At 32.8% G+C, this 21,732-nt stretch carries 23 protein-coding genes, 1 riboswitch and 1 other annotated feature; all 23 genes read left to right on the plus strand.

From position 1 onward, the window contains the following. Positions 1-5 precede the first annotated feature (5 nt). The gene (gene mutM, locus IDG66_RS08665; RefSeq protein WP_001114452.1) at positions 6-878 is read left to right on the plus strand and encodes a bifunctional DNA-formamidopyrimidine glycosylase/DNA-(apurinic or apyrimidinic site) lyase; all 873 of its coding nucleotides are present in this window, start codon (positions 6-8) and stop codon (positions 876-878) included. Positions 879-893: 15 nt separating this feature from the next. Further along, positions 894-1,517 (plus strand): dephospho-CoA kinase, encoded by a 624-nt coding sequence (gene coaE / locus IDG66_RS08670; protein ID WP_001127167.1) that lies wholly within the window; start codon positions 894-896, stop codon positions 1,515-1,517. 169 nt (positions 1,518-1,686) lie between these two features. Continuing rightward, the gene (gene gap / locus IDG66_RS08675) at positions 1,687-2,712 is read left to right on the plus strand and encodes a type I glyceraldehyde-3-phosphate dehydrogenase (RefSeq protein ID WP_000106141.1); all 1,026 of its coding nucleotides are present in this window, start codon (positions 1,687-1,689) and stop codon (positions 2,710-2,712) included. A 210-nt stretch (positions 2,713-2,922) separates the two neighbouring features. Continuing rightward, on the plus strand, positions 2,923-3,393 hold the full coding sequence (gene nrdR, locus IDG66_RS08680) for a transcriptional regulator NrdR (RefSeq protein WP_000650082.1): 471 nt from the start codon (positions 2,923-2,925) through the stop codon (positions 3,391-3,393). After that, positions 3,394-4,794: a replication initiation and membrane attachment family protein gene (locus IDG66_RS08685; RefSeq protein WP_000533493.1), complete on the plus strand. Its 1,401-nt coding sequence runs from the start codon at positions 3,394-3,396 to the stop codon at positions 4,792-4,794. Beyond that, positions 4,794-5,714 carry a primosomal protein DnaI gene (gene dnaI / locus IDG66_RS08690; protein ID WP_000808624.1) on the plus strand — a complete coding sequence of 307 codons (921 nt, stop codon included), beginning with the start codon at positions 4,794-4,796 and terminating at the stop codon, positions 5,712-5,714. Before IDG66_RS08685 ends, dnaI begins: the two co-directional genes overlap by 1 nt. Positions 5,715-5,806: 92 nt before the next feature. Next, on the plus strand, positions 5,807-5,929 hold the full coding sequence (locus IDG66_RS08695; RefSeq protein ID WP_001790562.1) for a hypothetical protein: 123 nt from the start codon (positions 5,807-5,809) through the stop codon (positions 5,927-5,929). 196 nt (positions 5,930-6,125) lie between these two features. Further along, entirely contained in the window at positions 6,126-8,063 is a 1,938-nt protein-coding gene (thrS, locus tag IDG66_RS08700) for a threonine--tRNA ligase (RefSeq protein WP_000435132.1), read from the plus strand. A gap of 105 nt (positions 8,064-8,168) precedes the next feature. Continuing rightward, a riboswitch (Lysine riboswitch) is annotated at positions 8,169-8,344 on the plus strand. 144 nt (positions 8,345-8,488) lie between these two features. Continuing rightward, the gene (locus IDG66_RS08705) at positions 8,489-9,982 is read left to right on the plus strand and encodes an amino acid permease (protein WP_000049154.1); all 1,494 of its coding nucleotides are present in this window, start codon (positions 8,489-8,491) and stop codon (positions 9,980-9,982) included. 74 nt (positions 9,983-10,056) lie between these two features. Then, positions 10,057-10,182: a sequence feature (ribosomal protein L20 leader region), on the plus strand. 28 nt (positions 10,183-10,210) lie between these two features. Beyond that, the gene (gene infC / locus IDG66_RS08710) at positions 10,211-10,738 is read left to right on the plus strand and encodes a translation initiation factor IF-3 (RefSeq protein ID WP_001791162.1); all 528 of its coding nucleotides are present in this window, start codon (positions 10,211-10,213) and stop codon (positions 10,736-10,738) included. A 28-nt stretch (positions 10,739-10,766) separates the two neighbouring features. Continuing rightward, positions 10,767-10,967 (plus strand): 50S ribosomal protein L35, encoded by a 201-nt coding sequence (rpmI, locus tag IDG66_RS08715; RefSeq protein ID WP_001125540.1) that lies wholly within the window; start codon positions 10,767-10,769, stop codon positions 10,965-10,967. Positions 10,968-11,013: 46 nt separating this feature from the next. Beyond that, positions 11,014-11,370 carry a 50S ribosomal protein L20 gene (gene rplT / locus IDG66_RS08720; RefSeq protein WP_001138360.1) on the plus strand — a complete coding sequence of 119 codons (357 nt, stop codon included), beginning with the start codon at positions 11,014-11,016 and terminating at the stop codon, positions 11,368-11,370. A 141-nt stretch (positions 11,371-11,511) separates the two neighbouring features. After that, the gene (locus IDG66_RS08725; protein WP_000032650.1) at positions 11,512-12,120 is read left to right on the plus strand and encodes an NUDIX domain-containing protein; all 609 of its coding nucleotides are present in this window, start codon (positions 11,512-11,514) and stop codon (positions 12,118-12,120) included. An 18-nt stretch (positions 12,121-12,138) separates the two neighbouring features. Then, the gene (locus IDG66_RS08730; protein ID WP_001280022.1) at positions 12,139-13,068 is read left to right on the plus strand and encodes a hypothetical protein; all 930 of its coding nucleotides are present in this window, start codon (positions 12,139-12,141) and stop codon (positions 13,066-13,068) included. A 4-nt stretch (positions 13,069-13,072) separates the two neighbouring features. Beyond that, entirely contained in the window at positions 13,073-13,183 is a 111-nt protein-coding gene (locus tag IDG66_RS08735; RefSeq protein ID WP_001790560.1) for a hypothetical protein, read from the plus strand. A gap of 47 nt (positions 13,184-13,230) precedes the next feature. Further along, on the plus strand, positions 13,231-14,532 hold the full coding sequence (gene tig, locus IDG66_RS08740) for a trigger factor (RefSeq protein WP_000127573.1): 1,302 nt from the start codon (positions 13,231-13,233) through the stop codon (positions 14,530-14,532). Between the two features lie 150 nt (positions 14,533-14,682). Next, a complete protein-coding gene (gene clpX, locus IDG66_RS08745; protein ID WP_000472304.1) occupies positions 14,683-15,945 on the plus strand; it encodes an ATP-dependent Clp protease ATP-binding subunit ClpX in 1,263 nt (420 codons plus the stop codon). Between the two features lie 153 nt (positions 15,946-16,098). Beyond that, entirely contained in the window at positions 16,099-16,689 is a 591-nt protein-coding gene (gene yihA / locus IDG66_RS08750) for a ribosome biogenesis GTP-binding protein YihA/YsxC (protein ID WP_000867697.1), read from the plus strand. A 216-nt stretch (positions 16,690-16,905) separates the two neighbouring features. Then, entirely contained in the window at positions 16,906-18,252 is a 1,347-nt protein-coding gene (gene hemA / locus IDG66_RS08755) for a glutamyl-tRNA reductase (RefSeq protein ID WP_000545451.1), read from the plus strand. Positions 18,253-18,273: 21 nt separating this feature from the next. Then, a complete protein-coding gene (gene ccsA, locus IDG66_RS08760) occupies positions 18,274-19,089 on the plus strand; it encodes a cytochrome c biogenesis protein (RefSeq protein ID WP_001157329.1) in 816 nt (271 codons plus the stop codon). Between the two features lie 41 nt (positions 19,090-19,130). After that, entirely contained in the window at positions 19,131-20,057 is a 927-nt protein-coding gene (hemC, locus tag IDG66_RS08765) for a hydroxymethylbilane synthase (RefSeq protein ID WP_001230226.1), read from the plus strand. Between the two features lie 21 nt (positions 20,058-20,078). Continuing rightward, on the plus strand, positions 20,079-20,747 hold the full coding sequence (locus tag IDG66_RS08770; RefSeq protein WP_000805950.1) for a uroporphyrinogen-III synthase: 669 nt from the start codon (positions 20,079-20,081) through the stop codon (positions 20,745-20,747). Between the two features lie 2 nt (positions 20,748-20,749). Further along, entirely contained in the window at positions 20,750-21,724 is a 975-nt protein-coding gene (hemB, locus tag IDG66_RS08775) for a porphobilinogen synthase (protein ID WP_000667126.1), read from the plus strand. Positions 21,725-21,732: the final 8 nt, after the last annotated feature.

A 21,732-nucleotide genomic window follows, 5' to 3' on the forward strand; every position in this document is an offset into this window, starting at 1 on the left:
ATGGTATGCCCGAATTACCAGAAGTAGAACATGTAAAAAGAGGAATTGAACCCTACGTTATAAATCAAAAAATTGAACACGTTATATTTTCGGATAAAGTAATCGAAGGTAAAGCTCAAGGCAAGGAAACAATTATAAAAGGAATTGAATTAGATACTTTTAAAACTTTATCGGAAGGCTATACCATTACAAATGTAGAACGAAGAAGTAAATATATCGTTTTTCAGCTAGATAATAAACGAGAACAACGTACATTAATTAGTCATTTAGGTATGGCGGGCGGTTTTTTCATTGTAGATGAACTTGAAGATATTATGATACCTAATTATCGTAAGCATTGGCATGTTATTTTTGAGTTGTCAAATGACAAAAAGTTAATTTATTCAGATATACGTCGTTTTGGAGAAATTAGAAATGTTGCGTCTGTAGCATCTTATCCTTCATTTTTAGAAATAGCGCCTGAACCTTTTTCAAATGAAGCATTGACGTATTATTTAAATCGAATTCATCAACAGTCTAATAAGAATAAACCAATCAAACAAGTGATTTTGGATCATAAAGTAATCGCAGGTTGTGGAAATATTTACGCATGTGAAGCGTTGTTTCGTGCAGGTGTTTTACCAGATAAAAAAGTAAAAGACTTAACACACCAACAACAAGAAATGGTTTTTTATTATGTTAGAGAAGTACTAGAAGAAGGTATTAAATATGGCGGTACAAGTATTTCAGATTATCGTCATGCTGATGGAAAAACTGGTGAGATGCAATTGCATCTTAATGTATATAAGCAGCCGGTATGCAAAGTGTGTGGAAGTCAAATTGAAACAAAAATCATCGCGACAAGAAATAGTCATTATTGTCCAGTATGTCAAAAATAAAGAAAGAGTGAAATTATGCCGAAAGTTATTGGTCTAACAGGTGGAATCGCCTCAGGAAAATCAACAGTATCAGAACTCTTATCCGTATTCGGTTTTAAAGTAGTAGATGCTGATAAAGCAGCCAGGGAAGCTGTTAAAAAGGGGAGTAAAGGTTTAGCTCAAGTACGAGAAGTCTTTGGTGATGAAGCAATTGATGAAAATGGTGAGATGAATCGTCGTTATATGGGTGATCTAGTGTTTAATCATCCAGAAAAACGCTTAGAATTAAATGCTATCATACATCCTATCGTGCGAGATATTATGGAAGAAGAAAAGCAAGAATATTTAAAACAAGGATATAATGTAATCATGGATATTCCATTATTATTTGAAAATGAATTGGAAAATACAGTAGACGAAGTGTGGGTTGTATACACTTCTGAAAGTATACAAATGGATCGTTTAATGCAACGTAATAATTTGTCATTAGAAGATGCGAAAGCACGTGTCTATAGCCAAATTTCTATTGATAAAAAAAGCCGAATGGCCGATCATGTTATCGATAATTTAGGGGATAAACTTGAATTAAAACAAAACCTTGAGAGATTGTTAGAAGAAGAAGGTTATATTGAAAAGCCGAATTACGGAGAAGAAGATTAATATTACACTATAAATAAGTCATTACTTTACGTACGCGTTGATGTATGTAAGTAATGACTATTTTTTATAAAAAAGATAAATAAATCAACGGAAAACGCTTTCAAATTTCATATAATATGCTATACTAATTCCATAAAGTATAACACATAAAGATCAAGGGGTGCTTTTAATGTCAACGAATATTGCAATTAATGGTATGGGTAGAATTGGAAGAATGGTATTACGTATTGCATTACAAAATAAAAATTTAAATGTAGTAGCGATAAATGCTAGTTATCCACCCGAAACAATTGCACATTTAATCAATTACGATACGACACATGGAAAATATAATCTAAAAGTTGAACCGATTGAAAATGGATTGCAAGTTGGAGATCATAAAATTAAATTGGTTGCTGATCGCAATCCTGAAAACTTGCCATGGAAAGAATTAGATATCGATATTGCTATAGATGCAACTGGTAAATTTAATCATGGTGATAAAGCCATCGCACATATTAAAGCAGGTGCCAAAAAAGTTTTGTTAACTGGTCCTTCAAAAGGTGGACATGTTCAAATGGTAGTTAAAGGCGTAAATGATAACCAATTAGATATAGAAGCATTTGACATTTTTAGTAATGCTTCATGTACTACTAATTGCATTGGTCCAGTTGCAAAAGTTTTAAATAATCAGTTTGGAATAGTTAATGGTTTAATGACTACTGTTCACGCTATTACAAATGACCAAAAAAATATTGATAATCCACATAAAGATTTAAGACGTGCACGTTCATGTAATGAAAGCATTATTCCTACTTCTACTGGTGCGGCGAAAGCTTTAAAAGAAGTATTACCAGAATTAGAAGGTAAATTACACGGCATGGCATTACGTGTACCAACAAAGAATGTATCGCTCGTTGATTTAGTTGTTGATTTAGAAAAAGAAGTAACTGCAGAAGAAGTAAACCAAGCTTTTGAAAATGCAGGTTTAGAAGGTATCATAGAAGTCGAACATCAACCACTAGTGTCTGTTGATTTTAATACTAATCCAAATTCAGCTATTATTGATGCAAAATCAACAATGGTCATGTCAGGGAATAAAGTAAAAGTTATTGCTTGGTATGATAATGAATGGGGTTATTCAAATAGAGTTGTAGATGTTGCTGAGCAAATTGGAGCACTTTTGACATCAAAAGAAACTGTAAGTGCAAGTTAATACAATTAATTTATAGCCTAACTCTGACTTCGGAGTTAGGTTTTTTATTTTTTAATACAATAATATTGTCATGCAAATTACTTAATAAGTAACGATATAATGTTTTTTATTGTTTCATTATTTGGTTAAATGAATTAAATTGAGGGATTCTTTTTTCATCTCTAGATTTATAGTATAATTAGGCATAATCAAAATAAAGAGGGTGATGTAATGAAATGCCCGAAATGTAATTCTACACAATCTAAAGTTGTAGATTCAAGGCATGCCGATGAATTAAATGCCATTCGAAGACGAAGAGAATGTGAAAATTGTGGAACACGTTTCACTACATTTGAACATATCGAAGTTAGTCAGCTTATAGTTGTGAAAAAAGATGGCACAAGAGAGCAGTTTTCAAGAGAAAAGATACTTAATGGACTTGTGCGTTCTTGTGAGAAACGACCAGTTAGATATCAACAACTTGAAGACATAACAAACAAGGTTGAATGGCAATTACGAGATGAAGGTCATACGGAAGTGTCTTCACGAGATATAGGTGAACACGTTATGAACTTGTTAATGCATGTTGATCAAGTTTCATATGTTAGATTTGCATCAGTCTATAAAGAATTTAAAGATGTTGATCAATTGTTAGCATCGATGCAAGGGATTTTAAGCGAAAACAAACGGAGTGATGCTTAAATGGGACGACAAGCCTTCGAATTCGGCTTAAGACCAAAGGATCAATTCAAAGTTATGCAACACTTTGATTTAAATACGAATCATTTAGAGGTATTGAATCGGCTGTATACACCGCTAATTGGAACACAAGCAGTGGGTTTATACCATTTTATGACTCAATTCGTTAAAGAAAGTCATAATGAAACATTGATTCTTTCTCATTATATTTTTATGAATGAACTTAAAATTAATTTACTAGAGTTTAGACAACAAATGGACTTACTTGAAGCGATTGGATTGTTAAAGGCGTTTGTCAAACATGATGAACAAGAAACACAATTTGTTTACCAATTAATTCAACCGCCTTCAGCACATTTATTTTTTAATGATCCAATGTTGTCAATCTTTTTATATAGTGAAGTCGAGCATCGTCGATTTCATGAGTTGAAGAAATACTTTGAGTATCAACAAATTGATTTGAGTGAATTTAAACAGGTAACAAGACAATTTACTGATGTTTTTAAAGTGCCGTCTACAAAAATAGATATCGATACAAGTGATATTCCGATTAATGAACCGTACCAAGGTATCGATTTATCAAATGAATCTTTTGACTTTGAAATGTTGAGACAAATGTTAGGTAAACATTTTATTAGTCAAGACATTGTTACCAAAGATGCAAAGCGTTTAATAACACAACTCGCGACTTTATATGGTTTAACAGCAGATGGCATGAAGCATGTTATTTTAAATTCAATTACAAGTGGACAACAGTTATCCTTTGAAGAAATGCGTAAACAAGCACGCTCGTATTACTTAATGGAACACGAAAATCAAATGCCTAAATTACAGGTGAAATCTCCTGCTACATCATCTTCGACGGGCAAATCTTCAGAAGTGAATCCAAAGCCACAAAGTGATGAATGGTTTGAGTTACTTGAACAAACGAGTCCAATTGATATGTTAGCTTCTTGGTCTGAATCAGAACCAACTATATCGCAAAAGACAATGGTTGAAGAATTAATTGAACGTGAAAAAATGTCTTTTGGCGTCATTAATATTTTGTTGCAATTTGTCATGTTAAAAGAAGATATGAAACTTCCTAAAGCGTATATTTTAGAAATAGCATCAAATTGGAAGAAAAAAGGTATTAAGACAGCTAAAGAAGCATATAATTACGCTAAAAAAGTTAATCAACCTAAAAATGAGGGTTCTAGCGGAAATTACCAAAAGCGTGGTTCATACTTTGGGCAGCGTAATCGTATTTCAAAAGAAAAAACACCTAAATGGTTAGAAAATAGAGATAAACCTAGTGAAGAAGATTCGGCTAAAGATAATAGCGTAGATGATCAACAATTAGAGCAAGATCGACAAGCATTTCTAGATAAATTATCTAAAAAATGGGAGGAGGACAGTCAATAATGAAGCAATTTAAAAGTATAATTAACACGTCGCAGGACTTTGAAAAAAGAATAGAAAAGATAAAAAAAGAAGTAATCAATGACCCAGATGTTAAGCAATTTTTGGAAGCGCATCGAGCTGAATTAACGAATGCTATGATTGATGAAGACTTAAATGTGTTACAAGAGTATAAAGATCAACAAAAACATTATGACGGTCATAAATTTGCTGATTGTCCAAATTTCGTAAAGGGGCATGTGCCTGAGTTATATGTTGATAATAACCGAATTAAAATACGCTATTTACAATGCCCATGTAAAATCAAGTACGACGAAGAACGCTTTGAAGCTGAGCTAATTACATCTCATCATATGCAACGAGATACTTTAAATGCCAAATTGAAAGATATTTATATGAATCAACGAGACCGTCTTGATGTAGCTATGGCAGCAGATGATATTTGTACAGCAATAACTAATGGGGAACAAGTGAAAGGCCTTTACCTTTATGGTCCATTTGGGACAGGTAAATCTTTTATTCTAGGTGCAATTGCGAATCAGCTCAAATCTAAGAAGGTACGTTCGACAATTATTTATTTACCGGAATTTATTAGAACATTAAAAGGTGGCTTTAAAGATGGTTCTTTTGAAAAGAAATTACATCGCGTAAGAGAAGCAAACATTTTAATGCTTGATGATATTGGGGCTGAAGAAGTGACTCCATGGGTGAGAGATGAGGTAATTGGACCTTTGCTACATTATCGAATGGTTCATGAATTACCAACATTCTTTAGTTCTAATTTTGACTATAGTGAATTGGAACATCATTTAGCGATGACTCGTGATGGTGAAGAGAAGACTAAAGCAGCACGTATTATTGAACGTGTCAAATCTTTGTCAACACCATATTTTTTATCAGGAGAAAATTTCAGAAACAATTGAATTTTAAAATGATTGGTGTATAATGAATACAAATCTAAATCGTTTAAATGATTGAAGACAAGATGATCTAATCAATATTACACAGAAAGCCATTGTTTGATGAGAATATGGTTAATAAATTAGATGATTACTACTTCATTTATGGTATTTGTAATGAATACCCGGATCAAGACCGTTATCTTAAGCAGAGATATTTAATACATAAATTGTATTAAATAACTAGGGTGGTACCACGACGATCTCGTCCCTTGTATAGGGGCGGGATTTTTTGTTTTTTCAGACATAAATGTTTGTTGGTGTCATAAATTCCCTGTTTATTGTTAATAGGTTTAATGTTAAAACGATGATTGTTGTTCAATTTTTTAACGAGGTCAGATAAAAGTATTTATAAAGCAAATAGGAGGGTTTAACATGGAACAAATTAATATTCAATTTCCAGATGGTAATAAAAAGGCGTTTGATAAAGGTACTACTACTGAAGATATAGCACAATCAATTAGTCCTGGATTACGTAAAAAAGCTGTTGCCGGCAAATTTAACGGGCAACTTGTAGATTTAACAAAACCGCTTGAAACTGATGGATCAATTGAAATTGTGACACCAGGTAGTGAAGAAGCGTTAGAGGTATTACGTCATTCTACTGCACATTTAATGGCACACGCGATTAAAAGGTTATATGGTAATGTTAAATTTGGTGTAGGTCCTGTAATAGAAGGTGGATTCTACTATGACTTCGACATTGACCAAAACATCTCATCTGATGACTTTGAACAAATTGAAAAGACAATGAAACAAATCGTTAACGAAAATATGAAAATCGAACGAAAAGTGGTTTCACGAGATGAAGCGAAAGAGTTATTCAGCAATGATGAATACAAATTAGAATTAATCGACGCGATTCCTGAAGATGAAAATGTAACATTATATAGTCAAGGTGATTTTACTGATTTATGTCGTGGAGTTCACGTTCCATCAACAGCTAAAATTAAAGAGTTTAAACTATTATCTACAGCAGGTGCATACTGGCGTGGAGATAGTAACAACAAAATGTTACAACGTATATACGGTACTGCTTTCTTTGATAAAAAAGAATTAAAAGCACATTTACAAATGTTAGAAGAGCGTAAAGAACGTGATCATCGTAAAATTGGTAAAGAGTTAGAATTATTCACAAATAGCCAATTAGTTGGTGCTGGTTTGCCATTATGGTTACCTAACGGTGCAACAATTAGACGTGAAATTGAACGTTACATTGTTGATAAAGAGGTGAGCATGGGGTATGACCACGTTTATACACCAGTACTTGCTAATGTTGATTTATACAAAACATCTGGTCACTGGGATCACTATCAAGAAGATATGTTCCCACCAATGCAGTTAGATGAAACTGAATCTATGGTATTACGTCCAATGAACTGTCCACATCATATGATGATTTATGCGAATAAACCACATTCATATCGTGAATTACCTATCCGTATCGCTGAGCTAGGAACGATGCATAGATATGAAGCAAGTGGTGCTGTATCAGGATTACAACGTGTTCGTGGTATGACTTTAAATGATTCACATATCTTTGTTCGACCTGATCAAATTAAAGAAGAATTCAAACGCGTTGTAAACATGATTATTGATGTGTATAAAGACTTTGGTTTCGAGGATTATAGCTTTAGATTAAGTTATAGAGACCCTGAAGATAAAGAAAAGTACTTTGATGATGATGATATGTGGAATAAAGCTGAAAATATGCTTAAAGAGGCAGCGGATGAGCTTGGCTTATCGTACGAAGAAGCGATTGGTGAAGCGGCATTCTATGGTCCGAAACTAGATGTTCAAGTTAAAACAGCGATGGGTAAAGAAGAGACATTATCAACAGCACAACTTGATTTCTTATTACCAGAACGTTTTGATTTAACTTATATTGGTCAAGATGGTGAACATCATCGTCCAGTTGTTATTCATCGTGGTGTTGTATCAACAATGGAACGATTTGTAGCATTTTTAACTGAAGAAACTAAAGGTGCATTCCCAACTTGGTTAGCGCCAAAACAAGTTCAAATCATTCCAGTTAACGTTGATTTACATTATGATTATGCGCGCCAATTACAAGATGAATTGAAATCTCAAGGCGTTCGTGTAAGTATTGATGACCGTAATGAAAAAATGGGTTATAAAATTAGAGAAGCTCAAATGCAAAAAATACCTTATCAAATCGTAGTTGGGGATAAGGAAGTTGAAAATAATCAAGTGAATGTGCGTCAATATGGATCGCAAGACCAAGAAACAGTTGAAAAAGATGAATTTATCTGGAATCTAGTTGATGAAATTCGTTTAAAAAAACATAGATAGACAGTTGTCGCAATAAAATGCTTTGAAATTTTTATTGCGTATCAAGTTTCACAGGGTTGATTATGCGTGATGAATCCTGTATATTACAAGTTAGTTAAAATATTAAATTGAGTTAGAGGTTGCATGTTTAATTAGTAACTTGTCAGAAGTATTTATGGTACATAAGTTGAACAAGTGAAAGGTAAAGATGCCGAAATAGATATAAACCATAAATTATATCTATTGGGACAGTTTTCGAATAGGAACTGTACTGTCACAGAATGTGATGTGCTACCTTATATAGATAATTGCCAAAGTGGTTGCATATCTTAAAGGTATGTAGCCACTTTTTTACTTTTAATATCACTATGTTCTGTAAAAAAGGGTATGAAAGTGAATAAAGGTTATTTATTTCTTGGCCTCTAAAACATGGAAAGGGAGCTTATATGTCAAAAGTTCAAAATGAAAGTAACAATGTTGTCAAAAGGGGACTTAAAGATCGTCATATTTCTATGATTGCGATTGGGGGTTGTATTGGTACAGGTTTATTTGTAACTTCTGGTGGAGCAATTCATGATGCAGGTGCTTTGGGTGCATTAATAGGATACGCAATTATCGGAATAATGGTATTTTTCTTAATGACGTCACTTGGCGAAATGGCTACGTATTTGCCAGTATCAGGTTCATTTAGTACATATGCTACAAGATTTGTTGATCCATCTTTAGGGTTTGCGCTTGGTTGGAACTATTGGTTTAACTGGGTAGTAACTGTAGCAGCAGATATTACGATTGCAGCACAAGTCATTCAATATTGGACACCATTGCAAGGCATACCCGCTTGGGCATGGAGTGCGTTGTTCTTAGTTATAATTTTTAGTCTGAATTCGTTATCAGTTCGCGTCTATGGTGAAAGTGAATACTGGTTGGCATTGATAAAAGTGGTTACAGTTATTGTTTTCATTGCAATTGGTTTATTAACGATTGTCGGAATCATGGGTGGTCATGTTGTAGGATTCGAAATATTTAATAAAGGTGAAGGTCCTATTCTTGGTGGCAACTTAGGAGGAAGTTTATTATCAATTCTAGGTGTATTCTTAATCGCTGGTTTCTCATTCCAAGGTACTGAGTTAATTGGTATTACGGCTGGTGAATCAGAAAATCCTGAACGTGCTGTGCCGAAAGCAATTAAACAAGTATTCTGGAGAATTTTATTATTTTACATTTTAGCCATTTTTGTTATCGGTATGTTAATTCCTTATGATAGTAGTGCATTAATGGGTGGTAGTGATAATGTAGCAACGTCTCCATTCACATTAGTGTTTAAAAATGCTGGATTTGCGTTTGCAGCATCATTTATGAATGCAGTCATTTTAACGTCTGTGTTATCAGCAGGTAACTCAGGTATGTATGCTTCAACTCGAATGCTATATTCAATGAGTAAAGATAAATTAGCGTTTGAAGCATTTGGTAAAACAAATAAAAACGGTGTGCCATATATGTCGTTACTCGTTACAGCAATCATTGTAGTGATAATTTTCGTATTACAAAGCCTTACAAAAGGTGCATACGAATATATCGTTGCAGCAAGTGGTTTAACTGGTTTTATTGCTTGGGTAGGTATAGCAGTAAGTCATTATCGATTTAGAAGAGCATTTGATAAACAAAATTATGACAAATCTAAATTAAAATATACTGCTAAATTATTCCCATTCGGACCATTATTTGCTGGCTTTTTATGTATTGTAGTAATTATTGGTCAAGATGTTGACTTTATTAAAACAGGAGATTTTAATTTTAGTCGCTTCTTAATTACGTATATGGGAATCCCAGTATTTTTAGCATTCTTTATTTATCATAAGCTTCGATATAAAACGAAAAAAATTCCATTAGAACAAGTAGATTTACGTCAAGACGTGTCAATGGATGAAATAAAAGGTTAAAATAAAAATAATTACAGTTATAGTGTTGACTTAAATGTGAATTGTTGATATGATTAACAACGTTGAATACGAAACGAACCAAGTAGAAGCACCCGCTTCTCACCTGTAGCGACGCATAAAGCAGTTGGCAGGTTAATCACATTACACATAACTGTGTATAAGGAAGAGCGGGTATTTTATACCTGCTCTTCCTTTTTGCTTGGTGCAAATTTCGTAAAAATTTTGGAGGTGTCAACCATAGCAAAAGATCAAACTCAAATCAATGACAAAATTCGTGCAAAAGAATTACGTTTAATCGGTCAAGATGGTGAACAAATTGGTGTTAAATCAAAGCGTGAAGCTTTAGAAATGGCTGAACGTGTAGATTTAGACTTAGTGGTCGTTGCACCGAATGCGAAACCACCAGTTGCAAGAATTATGGATTACGGTAAATTCAAATTCGAACAACAGAAAAAAGAAAAAGAAATGAAAAAGAAACAAAAAATTATCAATGTTAAAGAAATTCGTTTAAGTCCAACAATTGAGGAACATGATTTCCAAACTAAGTTGAAAAACGGACGTAAATTCTTAACTAAAGGCGATAAATGTAAAGTATCTATTCGTTTCAGAGGGCGTGCCATTACGCATAAGGAAATTGGTCAACGTGTGCTAGAAAAATATGCAGATGAATGCAAAGATATAGCAACAGTTGAACAAAAACCTAAAATGGACGGGCGTCAAATGTTTATCATGTTAGCGCCAACAGCTGAAAAATAATTAAAGCTATTACAGGAGGACTTATATTATGCCAAAAATGAAAACTCACCGCGGAGCAGCTAAACGTGTTAAAAGAACTGCTTCAGGTCAATTAAAACGTTCAAGAGCTTTCACATCTCACTTATTCGCAAACAAGAGCACTAAACAAAAACGTCAATTACGTAAAGCTAGATTAGTGTCTAAGAGCGATATGAAACGTGTAAAACAATTATTAGCATACAAAAAATAAGAACAAATACAGAAATCGGTAGGAATTACCTAAGGAGGAATTTTTTATGCCACGAGTTAAAGGTGGAACAGTAACAAGAGCGCGTCGTAAAAAAACGATTAAATTAGCTAAAGGTTACTTCGGTTCAAAACATACATTATACAAAGTAGCTAAGCAACAAGTAATGAAATCAGGTCAATATGCTTTCCGTGACCGTCGTCAACGTAAACGTGACTTCCGTAAATTATGGATTACACGTATCAACGCAGCAGCTCGTCAACATGAAATGAGCTACTCACGTTTAATGAACGGTTTGAAAAAAGCTGGTATCGACATTAACCGTAAAATGTTATCAGAAATCGCAATTTCTGACGAAAAAGCATTTGCTCAATTAGTAACTAAAGCTAAAGATGCTTTAAAATAATAACACTTATAAAAAAGAGATGGCATTGTCATCTCTTTTTTATTTTTTAAAAAGCAAAATGCCACATTTAATCGCTAAAATATGACATATTTGCTAAAATGCATTTAAGAGAACAAACATTAAAGTGAGGAGTTTTATACGATGTCTAAATTTGATGAACAAATCATTGTAGTACCTAGAGAAATTATTTTTAATAATGAAAAGAATAATTTCAATGGGTTTTTAAATAAGAATAAACCAGAAGGTCAAAATATTTTTGATGCGCTAAGTCAATATGAAGTTAAGCGACGCGGCGATATGGAAGAGGATCCATCATATAAACAACTCATTTCTTATTGTTTACTTGAAAATGAGCATGGCGAGATATTAGTGTATGAACGATTATCTGGCGGTGGAGAAGCTCGATTGCATGGACAATCTTCAATAGGTGTAGGCGGTCATATGAATGATGTTCCAGGAGCAGAATCTATTAACGAAGTATTGAGAGTTAATGCACAGAGAGAATTAGAAGAAGAAGTAGGTTTAAGTGAGCAAGATTCACAAAATATGGAATATATCGGTTTTATTAATGACGATAATAATGAAGTGGGCAAGGTACATATTGGTGTTGTATTTAAAATCACTGTAAGTACGAATGATGTAGAAGCTAAAGAAACAGATACTTTACGAATAAAATGGGTTGAAAAAGGCAACATAGAGTCATATGATGATTTCGAAACGTGGAGCGCATTAATCCTTCAAGATTTATAATCAAACGAGGTGACATATATGTCAGATATTATTCAGTTTCCTAACTCTTCGAAAAAGTTATATAAAGATATAAAACGTGCTGAACAAGACCAAAACTATGACCTGATGTATGAATATATTGTGCAATATGAACGTCAATTTGAACTCACTGAAGAAATAGCAATGATGAAATGCCGTATGTTATATGAGACGGGGTCATTTCTTGAATTAAGAGAAGAAACAATTGTCTTATTGAAAACTGGCATACAACAATATGATGCATTGATGATTTATTACGTGAAAAGTTTGATTGGTTTGGGACAATATTTTGAAGCGGTAGAAGTAATTCATCAAATTATTGATGAAGTCAAAGATCACAAAACAAGAATGGCATTACATCCTCTTAAAGAATTTGCTAAGTCAAAATTAATTGAAGATGAAAAACGATTGACTCAGTCATTAACTGATTTTGATACGTTATCAATGAGGGAACAGACGCACTTGATTTTGAAGTTAATAGACAATGGTCATTTTCAATTTCAAGAAACGGTATTATATATATTAAAATCTAATACGTACAGTTATAACCTCATTAGTTTAATGATTGAGTATTTAAGGTTTGCAAATTGTACACAAGAACTGACAATTGAAAAGTATGGTATGGATGTAACTTTTGTACCAGCTAATTTAAATGGGCTAGAACATACAACACTGAAAGAAAAAGTTATACCTAACGTTATGGAAACATTAAATGATGGTGCATTACATATCGCTGAAGAAGCACACCATATTATGAATAATCACTCTATCATGATTTATCCAATTGATATTGAAACTTTGTTTGAAACGAATAAATGGATTAATGCATACGAATGTTATTTCAAAAATATGTTAGGACTTAAATGTGAATTACAAAGTATCGATGCATTTAATTTTATTCAGCAATTAGATTTGAATAATAATAGTTAAATTGTTGCAAAATAATACTCAGCATTTTAATATAGTTTTGACGAAAAAAGTTGATTTACAAATATATAAACGTTGTGATTTCAATGTTTGTATAGGGAATAGACCTATGATATAATAGGGAAGTTGAAAAAATAAATTAGTTAATCATGGAGGTATATATACATGACAGCAACTTGGGAAAAAAAGGAAGGTAACGAAGGTTTATTAACTGTTACTGTTCCTGCAGAAAAAGTAAACAAAGCGTTAGATCAAGCATTCAAAAAAGTGGTTAAACAAATTAACGTACCTGGATTCCGTAAAGGTAAAGTGCCACGTCCAATTTTTGAACAACGCTTTGGTGTAGAAGCATTATATCAAGATGCTATCGACATTTTATTACCAGATGCTTATGGTGAAGCAATTGACGAAACTGATATTAAACCAGTTGCACAACCAGAAGTAAGTGTTACTCAAATTGAAAAAGGTAAAGATTTCATTTTTGAAGCAACAGTTACAGTTGAGCCAGAAGTTAAATTAGGAGACTATAAAGGTCTTGAAATTGAAAAACAAGAAACTGAATTATCTGATGATGAGTTACAAGAAGCGATTGACCACAGCTTAGGACATTTAGCTGAAATGGTAGTTAAAGAAGATGGTGTTGTTGAAAATGGCGACACAGTTAACATTGACTTTAGTGGTTCAGTTGACGGAGAAGAATTCGAAGGTGGACAAGCTGAAGGTTACGATTTAGAAATCGGTTCAGGTTCATTCATACCTGGTTTCGAAGAGCAATTAGAAGGTATGAAAGTTGACGAAGAAAAAGATGTTGTCGTAACATTCCCAGAAGAATACCATGCTGAAGAATTAGCTGGTAAAGAAGCAACTTTCAAAACAAAAGTTAACGAAATTAAATTTAAAGAAGTTCCAGAATTAACAGATGAAATTGCTAATGAATTAGATGCAGAAGCAAATACAGTAGACGAGTACAAAGAAAACTTACGTAAACGTTTAGCTGAACAAAAAGCTACAGATGCTGAAAATGTTGAAAAAGAAGAAGCGATTACAAAAGCTACTGATAATACAACAATCGATATTCCTGAAGCAATGGTTAATACTGAATTAGATCGTATGGTGTCTGAATTTGCACAAAGAATTCAACAACAAGGTTTAGATTTACAAACGTACTTCCAAATCTCAGGTCAAGATGAAACTCAATTAAGAGAGCAAATGAAAGACGATGCAGAACAACGTGTTAAAACTAACTTAACTTTAACTGCGATCGCTGAAGCTGAAAAAATCGAAGCTACTGATGAAGATATCGATAAAGAATTAGAAAAAATGAGTAAACAATTTAATATCTCAGTTGAAGATATCAAAAATACTTTAGGTAATACTGATATCATTAAAAATGATGTTCGTATCCAAAAAGTTATCGATTTATTAAGAGATAACGCAAAGTTCGTTGAAGGAACTAAAGAAGATTAATCCTCATTAAATATTAAATTACAAAAATGAGTAGCAGATGCATAGCTTATGTATCTGCTACTATTCTTTAAGCAAAAAGTTTGTATGTTAATATGTTGCATTGTAATATCCAATCTAGTATAGTCTTTAACGAATAGGGGTGTAAAAAGAATGTTTAAATTCAATGAAGATGAAGAAAATTTGAAATGCTCTTTCTGCGGAAAAGACCAAGATCAAGTAAAAAAACTTGTAGCAGGAAGTGGTGTATATATTTGTAATGAGTGTATTGAATTATGCTCAGAAATCGTCGAAGAAGAATTAGCTCAAAACACTTCTGAAGCGATGACAGAATTACCTACTCCTAAAGAAATTATGGATCATTTAAACGAATATGTTATTGGTCAAGAAAAAGCTAAAAAATCTTTAGCTGTAGCTGTTTATAACCACTATAAGCGTATTCAACAATTAGGACCAAAAGAAGATGATGTTGAATTACAAAAAAGTAACATTGCATTAATTGGGCCAACAGGTAGTGGTAAAACATTATTAGCTCAAACATTAGCCAAGACGTTGAATGTACCATTTGCAATTGCAGATGCGACAAGTTTAACTGAAGCTGGTTATGTAGGCGATGATGTTGAAAATATCTTGTTGAGATTAATTCAAGCAGCTGACTTTGACATTGATAAAGCCGAAAAAGGTATTATTTATGTAGATGAAATTGATAAAATTGCACGTAAATCTGAAAACACATCTATAACACGTGACGTTTCAGGTGAAGGTGTTCAACAAGCATTGCTTAAAATCTTAGAAGGTACGACTGCAAGTGTTCCGCCACAAGGTGGACGCAAACATCCAAACCAAGAAATGATTCAAATTGATACAACAAATATCTTATTTATTCTTGGTGGTGCCTTTGATGGTATTGAAGAAGTGATTAAGCGCCGTCTTGGTGAAAAAGTTATTGGTTTCTCAAGCAATGAAGCTGATAAATATGACGAACAAGCATTATTAGCACAAATTCGCCCAGAAGATTTGCAAGCCTATGGTTTGATTCCTGAATTTATCGGACGTGTGCCAATTGTAGCTAATTTAGAAACATTAGATGTAACTGCGTTGAAAAACATCTTAACGCAACCTAAAAATGCACTTGTGAAACAATATACTAAAATGCTGGAATTAGATAATGTGGATTTAGAGTTCACTGAAGAAGCTTTATCAGCAATTAGTGAAAAAGCAATTGAAAGAAAAACAGGTGCGCGTGGTTTACGTTCAATCATAGAAGAATCGTTAATCGATATTATGTTTGATGTGCCTTCTAACGAAAATGTAACGAAGGTAGTTATTACAGCACAAACAATTAATGAAGAAACTGAACCAGAACTATACGACGCAGAAGGCAATTTAATTAATAATAGTAAAACATCAGCTTAATCATTGATGTGTTATAAAAGTGAAAAGCTCCAATCAAAGTTGACGCTCAAATAGTTTAACTTTGATCGGAGCTTTTTTATAATGTATACCGAAAGGTTCAAATATTATATAATGGTAGAGTTGAAAGAGAATATAAAAAAGTGAGGATATAAAATGAAAGTTAATCCTAATAATATAGAATTAATCATTAGTGCAGTAAAAGAAGAACAATATCCAGAAACAGAATTGTCTGAAGTTGCACTGAGCGGTCGATCTAATGTAGGTAAGTCTACATTTATCAATAGTATGATTGGCAGAAAAAATATGGCACGTACATCACAGCAACCCGGCAAAACGCAAACGTTAAATTTTTATAATATAGATGAACAACTTATTTTTGTGGATGTTCCAGGGTATGGATATGCTAAAGTAAGTAAAACACAACGTGAAAAATTTGGGAAAATGATTGAGGAATATATAACTAAGAGAGAGAATTTGCAATTAGTTATTCAATTAGTTGATTTAAGACATGATCCAACACAAGATGATATCTTAATGTACAATTATTTGAAACATTTTGATATTCCTACTTTAGTTATATGCACTAAAGAAGACAAAATTCCAAAAGGTAAAGTTCAAAAGCATATTAAAAATATTAAGACACAATTAGATATGGACCCAGACGATACAATTGTAAGTTATTCATCAATTCAAAATAATAAACAACAACAAATATGGAATTTAATTGAACCGTATATTTCATAGTTTTTGTACGACAAAACTTATACAAAAATTTTAAAAATAATGTAAGCACGAAACTTTTAATTAGTACACAATTGATAACATTTTTCAACGTTCATCATTTTGTCAAAAACTCAAAAGTAAATTAGAAAGATTATAATTTATTTAAGCATCGTACTTAATTGGATTTTAAATTATGTTATAATATTTGTATTGTTAGTATATATGGGGGCGTTTCAAATGCATTTTATTGCAATTAGTATAAATCATCGCACAGCTGATGTTGCACTAAGAGAGCAAGTTGCTTTTAGAGATGATGCCTTACGAATTGCCCATGAAGATTTATATGAAACTAAATCTATTTTAGAAAATGTCATATTATCAACATGTAATCGAACTGAAGTATATGCTGTTGTTGATCAAATTCACACAGGTCGTTACTATATTCAACGATTTCTAGCTCGTGCATTTGGATTTGAAGTAGATGATATTAAAGCAATGTCAGAAGTAAAAGTGGGGGACGAAGCAGTAGAACATTTATTGCGTGTCACTTCTGGTTTAGATTCAATCGTACTTGGAGAAACTCAAATTTTAGGTCAAATAAGAGATGCATTTTTCTTAGCGCAAAGCACAGGTACGACAGGAACAATTTTTAATCATCTATTTAAACAGGCAATTACTTTTGCAAAAAGAGCACATAATGAAACAGATATAGCTGATAATGCTGTAAGTGTGTCTTATGCTGCGGTCGAGTTGGCGAAAAAAGTATTTGGCAAATTGAAAAGTAAGCAAGCTATCATTATTGGTGCAGGGGAAATGAGTGAATTATCACTATTAAATCTTCTTGGTTCTGGAATTACTGATATTACAGTAGTAAATAGAACAATTGAAAATGCTATGAAATTAGCAGCAAAGCATCAAGTGAAATATGATGAACTATCATCATTACCAAATTTACTTGAAAGTGCAGATATTGTGATTAGTTCAACGAGTGCACAATCTTATATCATTACAAATGAAATGATAGAAAGAATTGCAGAAAATAGAAAGCAAGATTCACTAGTATTGATTGATATTGCAGTTCCTCGAGATATTGAACCTGGTATTAGTGCCATCACAAACATCTTTAATTATGATGTTGATGACTTAAAAGGTTTAGTTGATGCAAACTTACGTGAGCGACAATTAGCGGCTGCAACAATTTCGGAACAAATTCCTGCAGAAATACATGCACACAATGAGTGGATTAGTATGTTGGGTGTTGTTCCAGTGATTAGAGCTTTACGTGAAAAAGCTATGGCAATTCAAGCAGAAACGATGGACAGTATTGATCGTAAATTGCCAGGGTTAAGCGAAAGAGAGCGTAAAATTATATCTAAACATACAAAAAGTATCATCAATCAAATGTTGAAAGATCCTATTAAACAGGCCAAAGAATTAAGTAGTGATAAGAAAAGTAATGAAAAATTAGAGCTATTTCAAAATATATTTGATATCGAAGCTGAATGTCCTCATGAGCAAGCGAAGCAACAAAAAGAAAGCAAGGTCAAGGAAATTTCAGCGCGACGTATCTTTAGTTTTGAATAAGCATATTAATATGGTGATAATATGCAAGAAAACCTGTTTATTCGATTCAATGAAATTATATTATTAATATACTTAATCAGTATCATTTGCTATTTTTATGATTTTGTCCAAAAAAGTCATAAGATTAGAAGTTTAGGCATATATTTATTGGGGATTGTTTGGGTTTTACAAACAATCTCTTTATCTATTTTTATTATACAAACTAGACATATTCCATTAGGGTCTATTTCAGATGTATTCTATACTTTAAGTTGGCTGATTATTTCAATCTCTTTAATTCTTAACCTTATCAAAGTTTTGAATTTCTCTGTGTTTTTCTTGAATTTAATAGGGCTAACACTTTTAGGGATGAATACATTTCAACCGACACATTATACTAATAAGGTTCAGAAAATTGCTGTTGTAGACGAGTTACTGTTAGTCCATATCGGTCTAGCTGTGTTAAGTTATGTCTTCTTTGCCTTAGCTTTTGTCAATGCATTACTGTATATCATGCAATACCGTAATTTGAAGGAAAAACGTTTTGATCAAAAATACTTTAGAATAGGTAGCGTTGCTACACTTGAATCAATTGTGTTTTACTCAACGTTAAGTGGGTGGATAATTCTCATATTTAGTATTATTTTAGGTACACAGTGGGGTGTAATTTCAGTTGGTGAACGTATATTCATTGACCCGAAGGTAATACTCTCTTCAATTATTACAGTATTATATGGAAGTTATATTTTGCTTAGAATCAACAAATGGTTGAATTCAAGGTATTTAATATACTATAACATTATTTTATTTTGCTTAAATATGATTAATTTATTTTTTGCAACACATTTTGTGAATTGAGAAAATAATCTAGAGCAATCCGTTCCTAGGAGGAATTGAACATGCGTAAATTAGTCGTTGGCTCCAGAAGAAGTAAATTAGCTTTAACACAAAGCCAGCAATTTATTGATAAATTAAAAGCTGTCGAGCCAAATCTAGAAATTGAAATTAAAGAAATTGTCACGAAAGGCGATCGTATAGTAGATAAGCAATTGTCTAAAGTCGGAGGCAAAGGCTTATTTGTTAAAGAAATACAACATGAACTTTTTGAAAAAAATATCGATATGGCAATACACTCGCTTAAAGATGTACCAAGTGTAATTCCGGAAGGTTTAACATTAGGTTGTATCCCTGATAGAGAATTACCTTTTGATGCGTATATTTCTAAAACACATACACCACTATCCCAATTGCCAGAAGGCAGTATTATTGGTACTAGTTCATTACGTCGTGGTGCACAAATATTATCTAAGTATCCTAATTTAGAGATTAAATGGATTAGAGGTAATATAGATACACGATTAGAAAAGTTACAAACTGAAGATTATGATGCGATTATTTTAGCTGCAGCTGGTTTAAGAAGAATGGGCTGGTCAGATGATATTGTAACATCTTATCTTGATAGAGATACATTGTTACCTGCAATCGGACAAGGTGCTTTAGGGATAGAATGTCGTAGTGACGATGAAGAACTATTAACATTATTAAGCAAAGTACATAATGATGAGGTTGCAAAATGTGTGACTGCTGAACGAACGTTTTTAGCAGAAATGGATGGTAGTTGTCAGGTGCCAATCGCAGGATATGCTACAATCTCAGATCAAAAAGAAATCGAATTTACAGGTTTAATTATGACCCCAGATGGTAAAGAACGATTTGAATATACAATGAACGGAACAGATCCGGTTGAGTTAGGCAAAACAGTGAGTAACAAATTAAAAGAGCAAGGTGCTTATGAAATTATAAAACGCTTAAATGAACAACATTAAATAATGGAGTGACGTTTAAATATGAAGCCAGTTGTAGTTATGACACAAACAAATGACATGCAAAGTGATTTAGTATCAATTATTCACAAACCCTTTATTGATATAAAGCCACTAAATTTTGATATTCATTTGTTAAATCAACGCTATGACTGGCTTATTTTTTCATCTAAAAATGCTGTGAAATTCTTTTATAAATATCTAAAAGGAATTAATGTTGATAACATTGCTGTGATAGGAAGTAAGACAGCGCAATATTGTGAATCACTTGGCATTCGAGTTGATTTTATGCCAAACGACTTTTCTCAAGAAGGATTTTTAAAATCATTTAATCAAACTAACCAAAAAATACTTTTGCCTTCGAGTGAATTGGCGAGACCATTGTTATTAGCAGCGTTATCTAAAGATAATGAAGTTGTTAAAATAGATTTATATACTTCAGTGCCTAACAAACAAAATATACAAGATGTTAAAGAAATGATAGAACATCAACAAATCGATGCATTAACATTTTCAAGTTCGTCGGCAGTACGTTATTATTTTAATGAAGGATTTGTACCAAAATTCAAGTCGTATTTTGCTATTGGAGAACAAACAGCACGGACCATTAAATCATATCAACAACCAGTAACAATTGCAGAAATTCAAACACTCGAATCACTAATTGAAAAGATTTTAGAAAGTAGGGGCTAAAAATGAAATTTGATAGACATAGAAGATTGAGATCATCAGCGACAATGAGAGATATGGTTAGAGAGAATCATGTAAGAAAAGAAGATTTAATATATCCAATTTTTGTAGTTGAAAAAGACGATGTGAAAAAAGAAATTAAGTCATTGCCAGGTGTATACCAAATCAGTTTGAATTTACTTGAAAGTGAATTAAAAGAAGCTTATGACTTAGGCATACGTGCCATTATGTTTTTCGGTGTTCCAAACTCAAAAGATGATATAGGTACTGGTGCATACATTCACGATGGTGTTATTCAACAGGCAACACGTATTGCTAAAAAAATGTATGATGACTTATTAATTGTTGCAGACACTTGTTTATGTGAATATACTGATCATGGTCATTGTGGCGTGATTGATGACCATACACATGACGTTGACAATGATAAATCATTGCCACTGCTTGTTAAAACAGCAATTTCTCAAGTGGAAGCTGGTGCTGATATTATTGCGCCAAGTAATATGATGGATGGTTTTGTTGCTGAAATTCGTCGTGGATTAGATGAAGCCGGCTATTACAATATTCCTATAATGAGTTATGGTGTCAAGTATGCATCAAGTTTCTTTGGACCTTTTAGAGATGCAGCAGATTCAGCGCCATCATTTGGGGATAGAAAAACGTATCAGATGGACCCTGCTAACCGTTTGGAAGCACTTCGTGAATTAGAAAGTGATCTTAAAGAAGGGTGCGACATGATGATTGTTAAACCTGCTCTAAGTTATTTAGACATAGTTCGAGATGTTAAAAATCATACGAATGTTCCAGTTGTTGCATATAATGTGAGTGGAGAATATAGTATGACTAAAGCAGCGGCACAAAATGGTTGGATAGATGAAGAACGTGTCGTTATGGAACAAATGGTTTCAATGAAACGTGCAGGTGCTGATATGATTATTACGTATTTTGCAAAGGACATTTGTCGCTATTTAGATAAATAAGGTTTTAT

Source organism: Staphylococcus sp. EG-SA-18 (assembly GCF_017151825.1).
GTDB classification, from domain to species: Bacteria; Bacillota; Bacilli; order Staphylococcales; family Staphylococcaceae; genus Staphylococcus; species Staphylococcus aureus.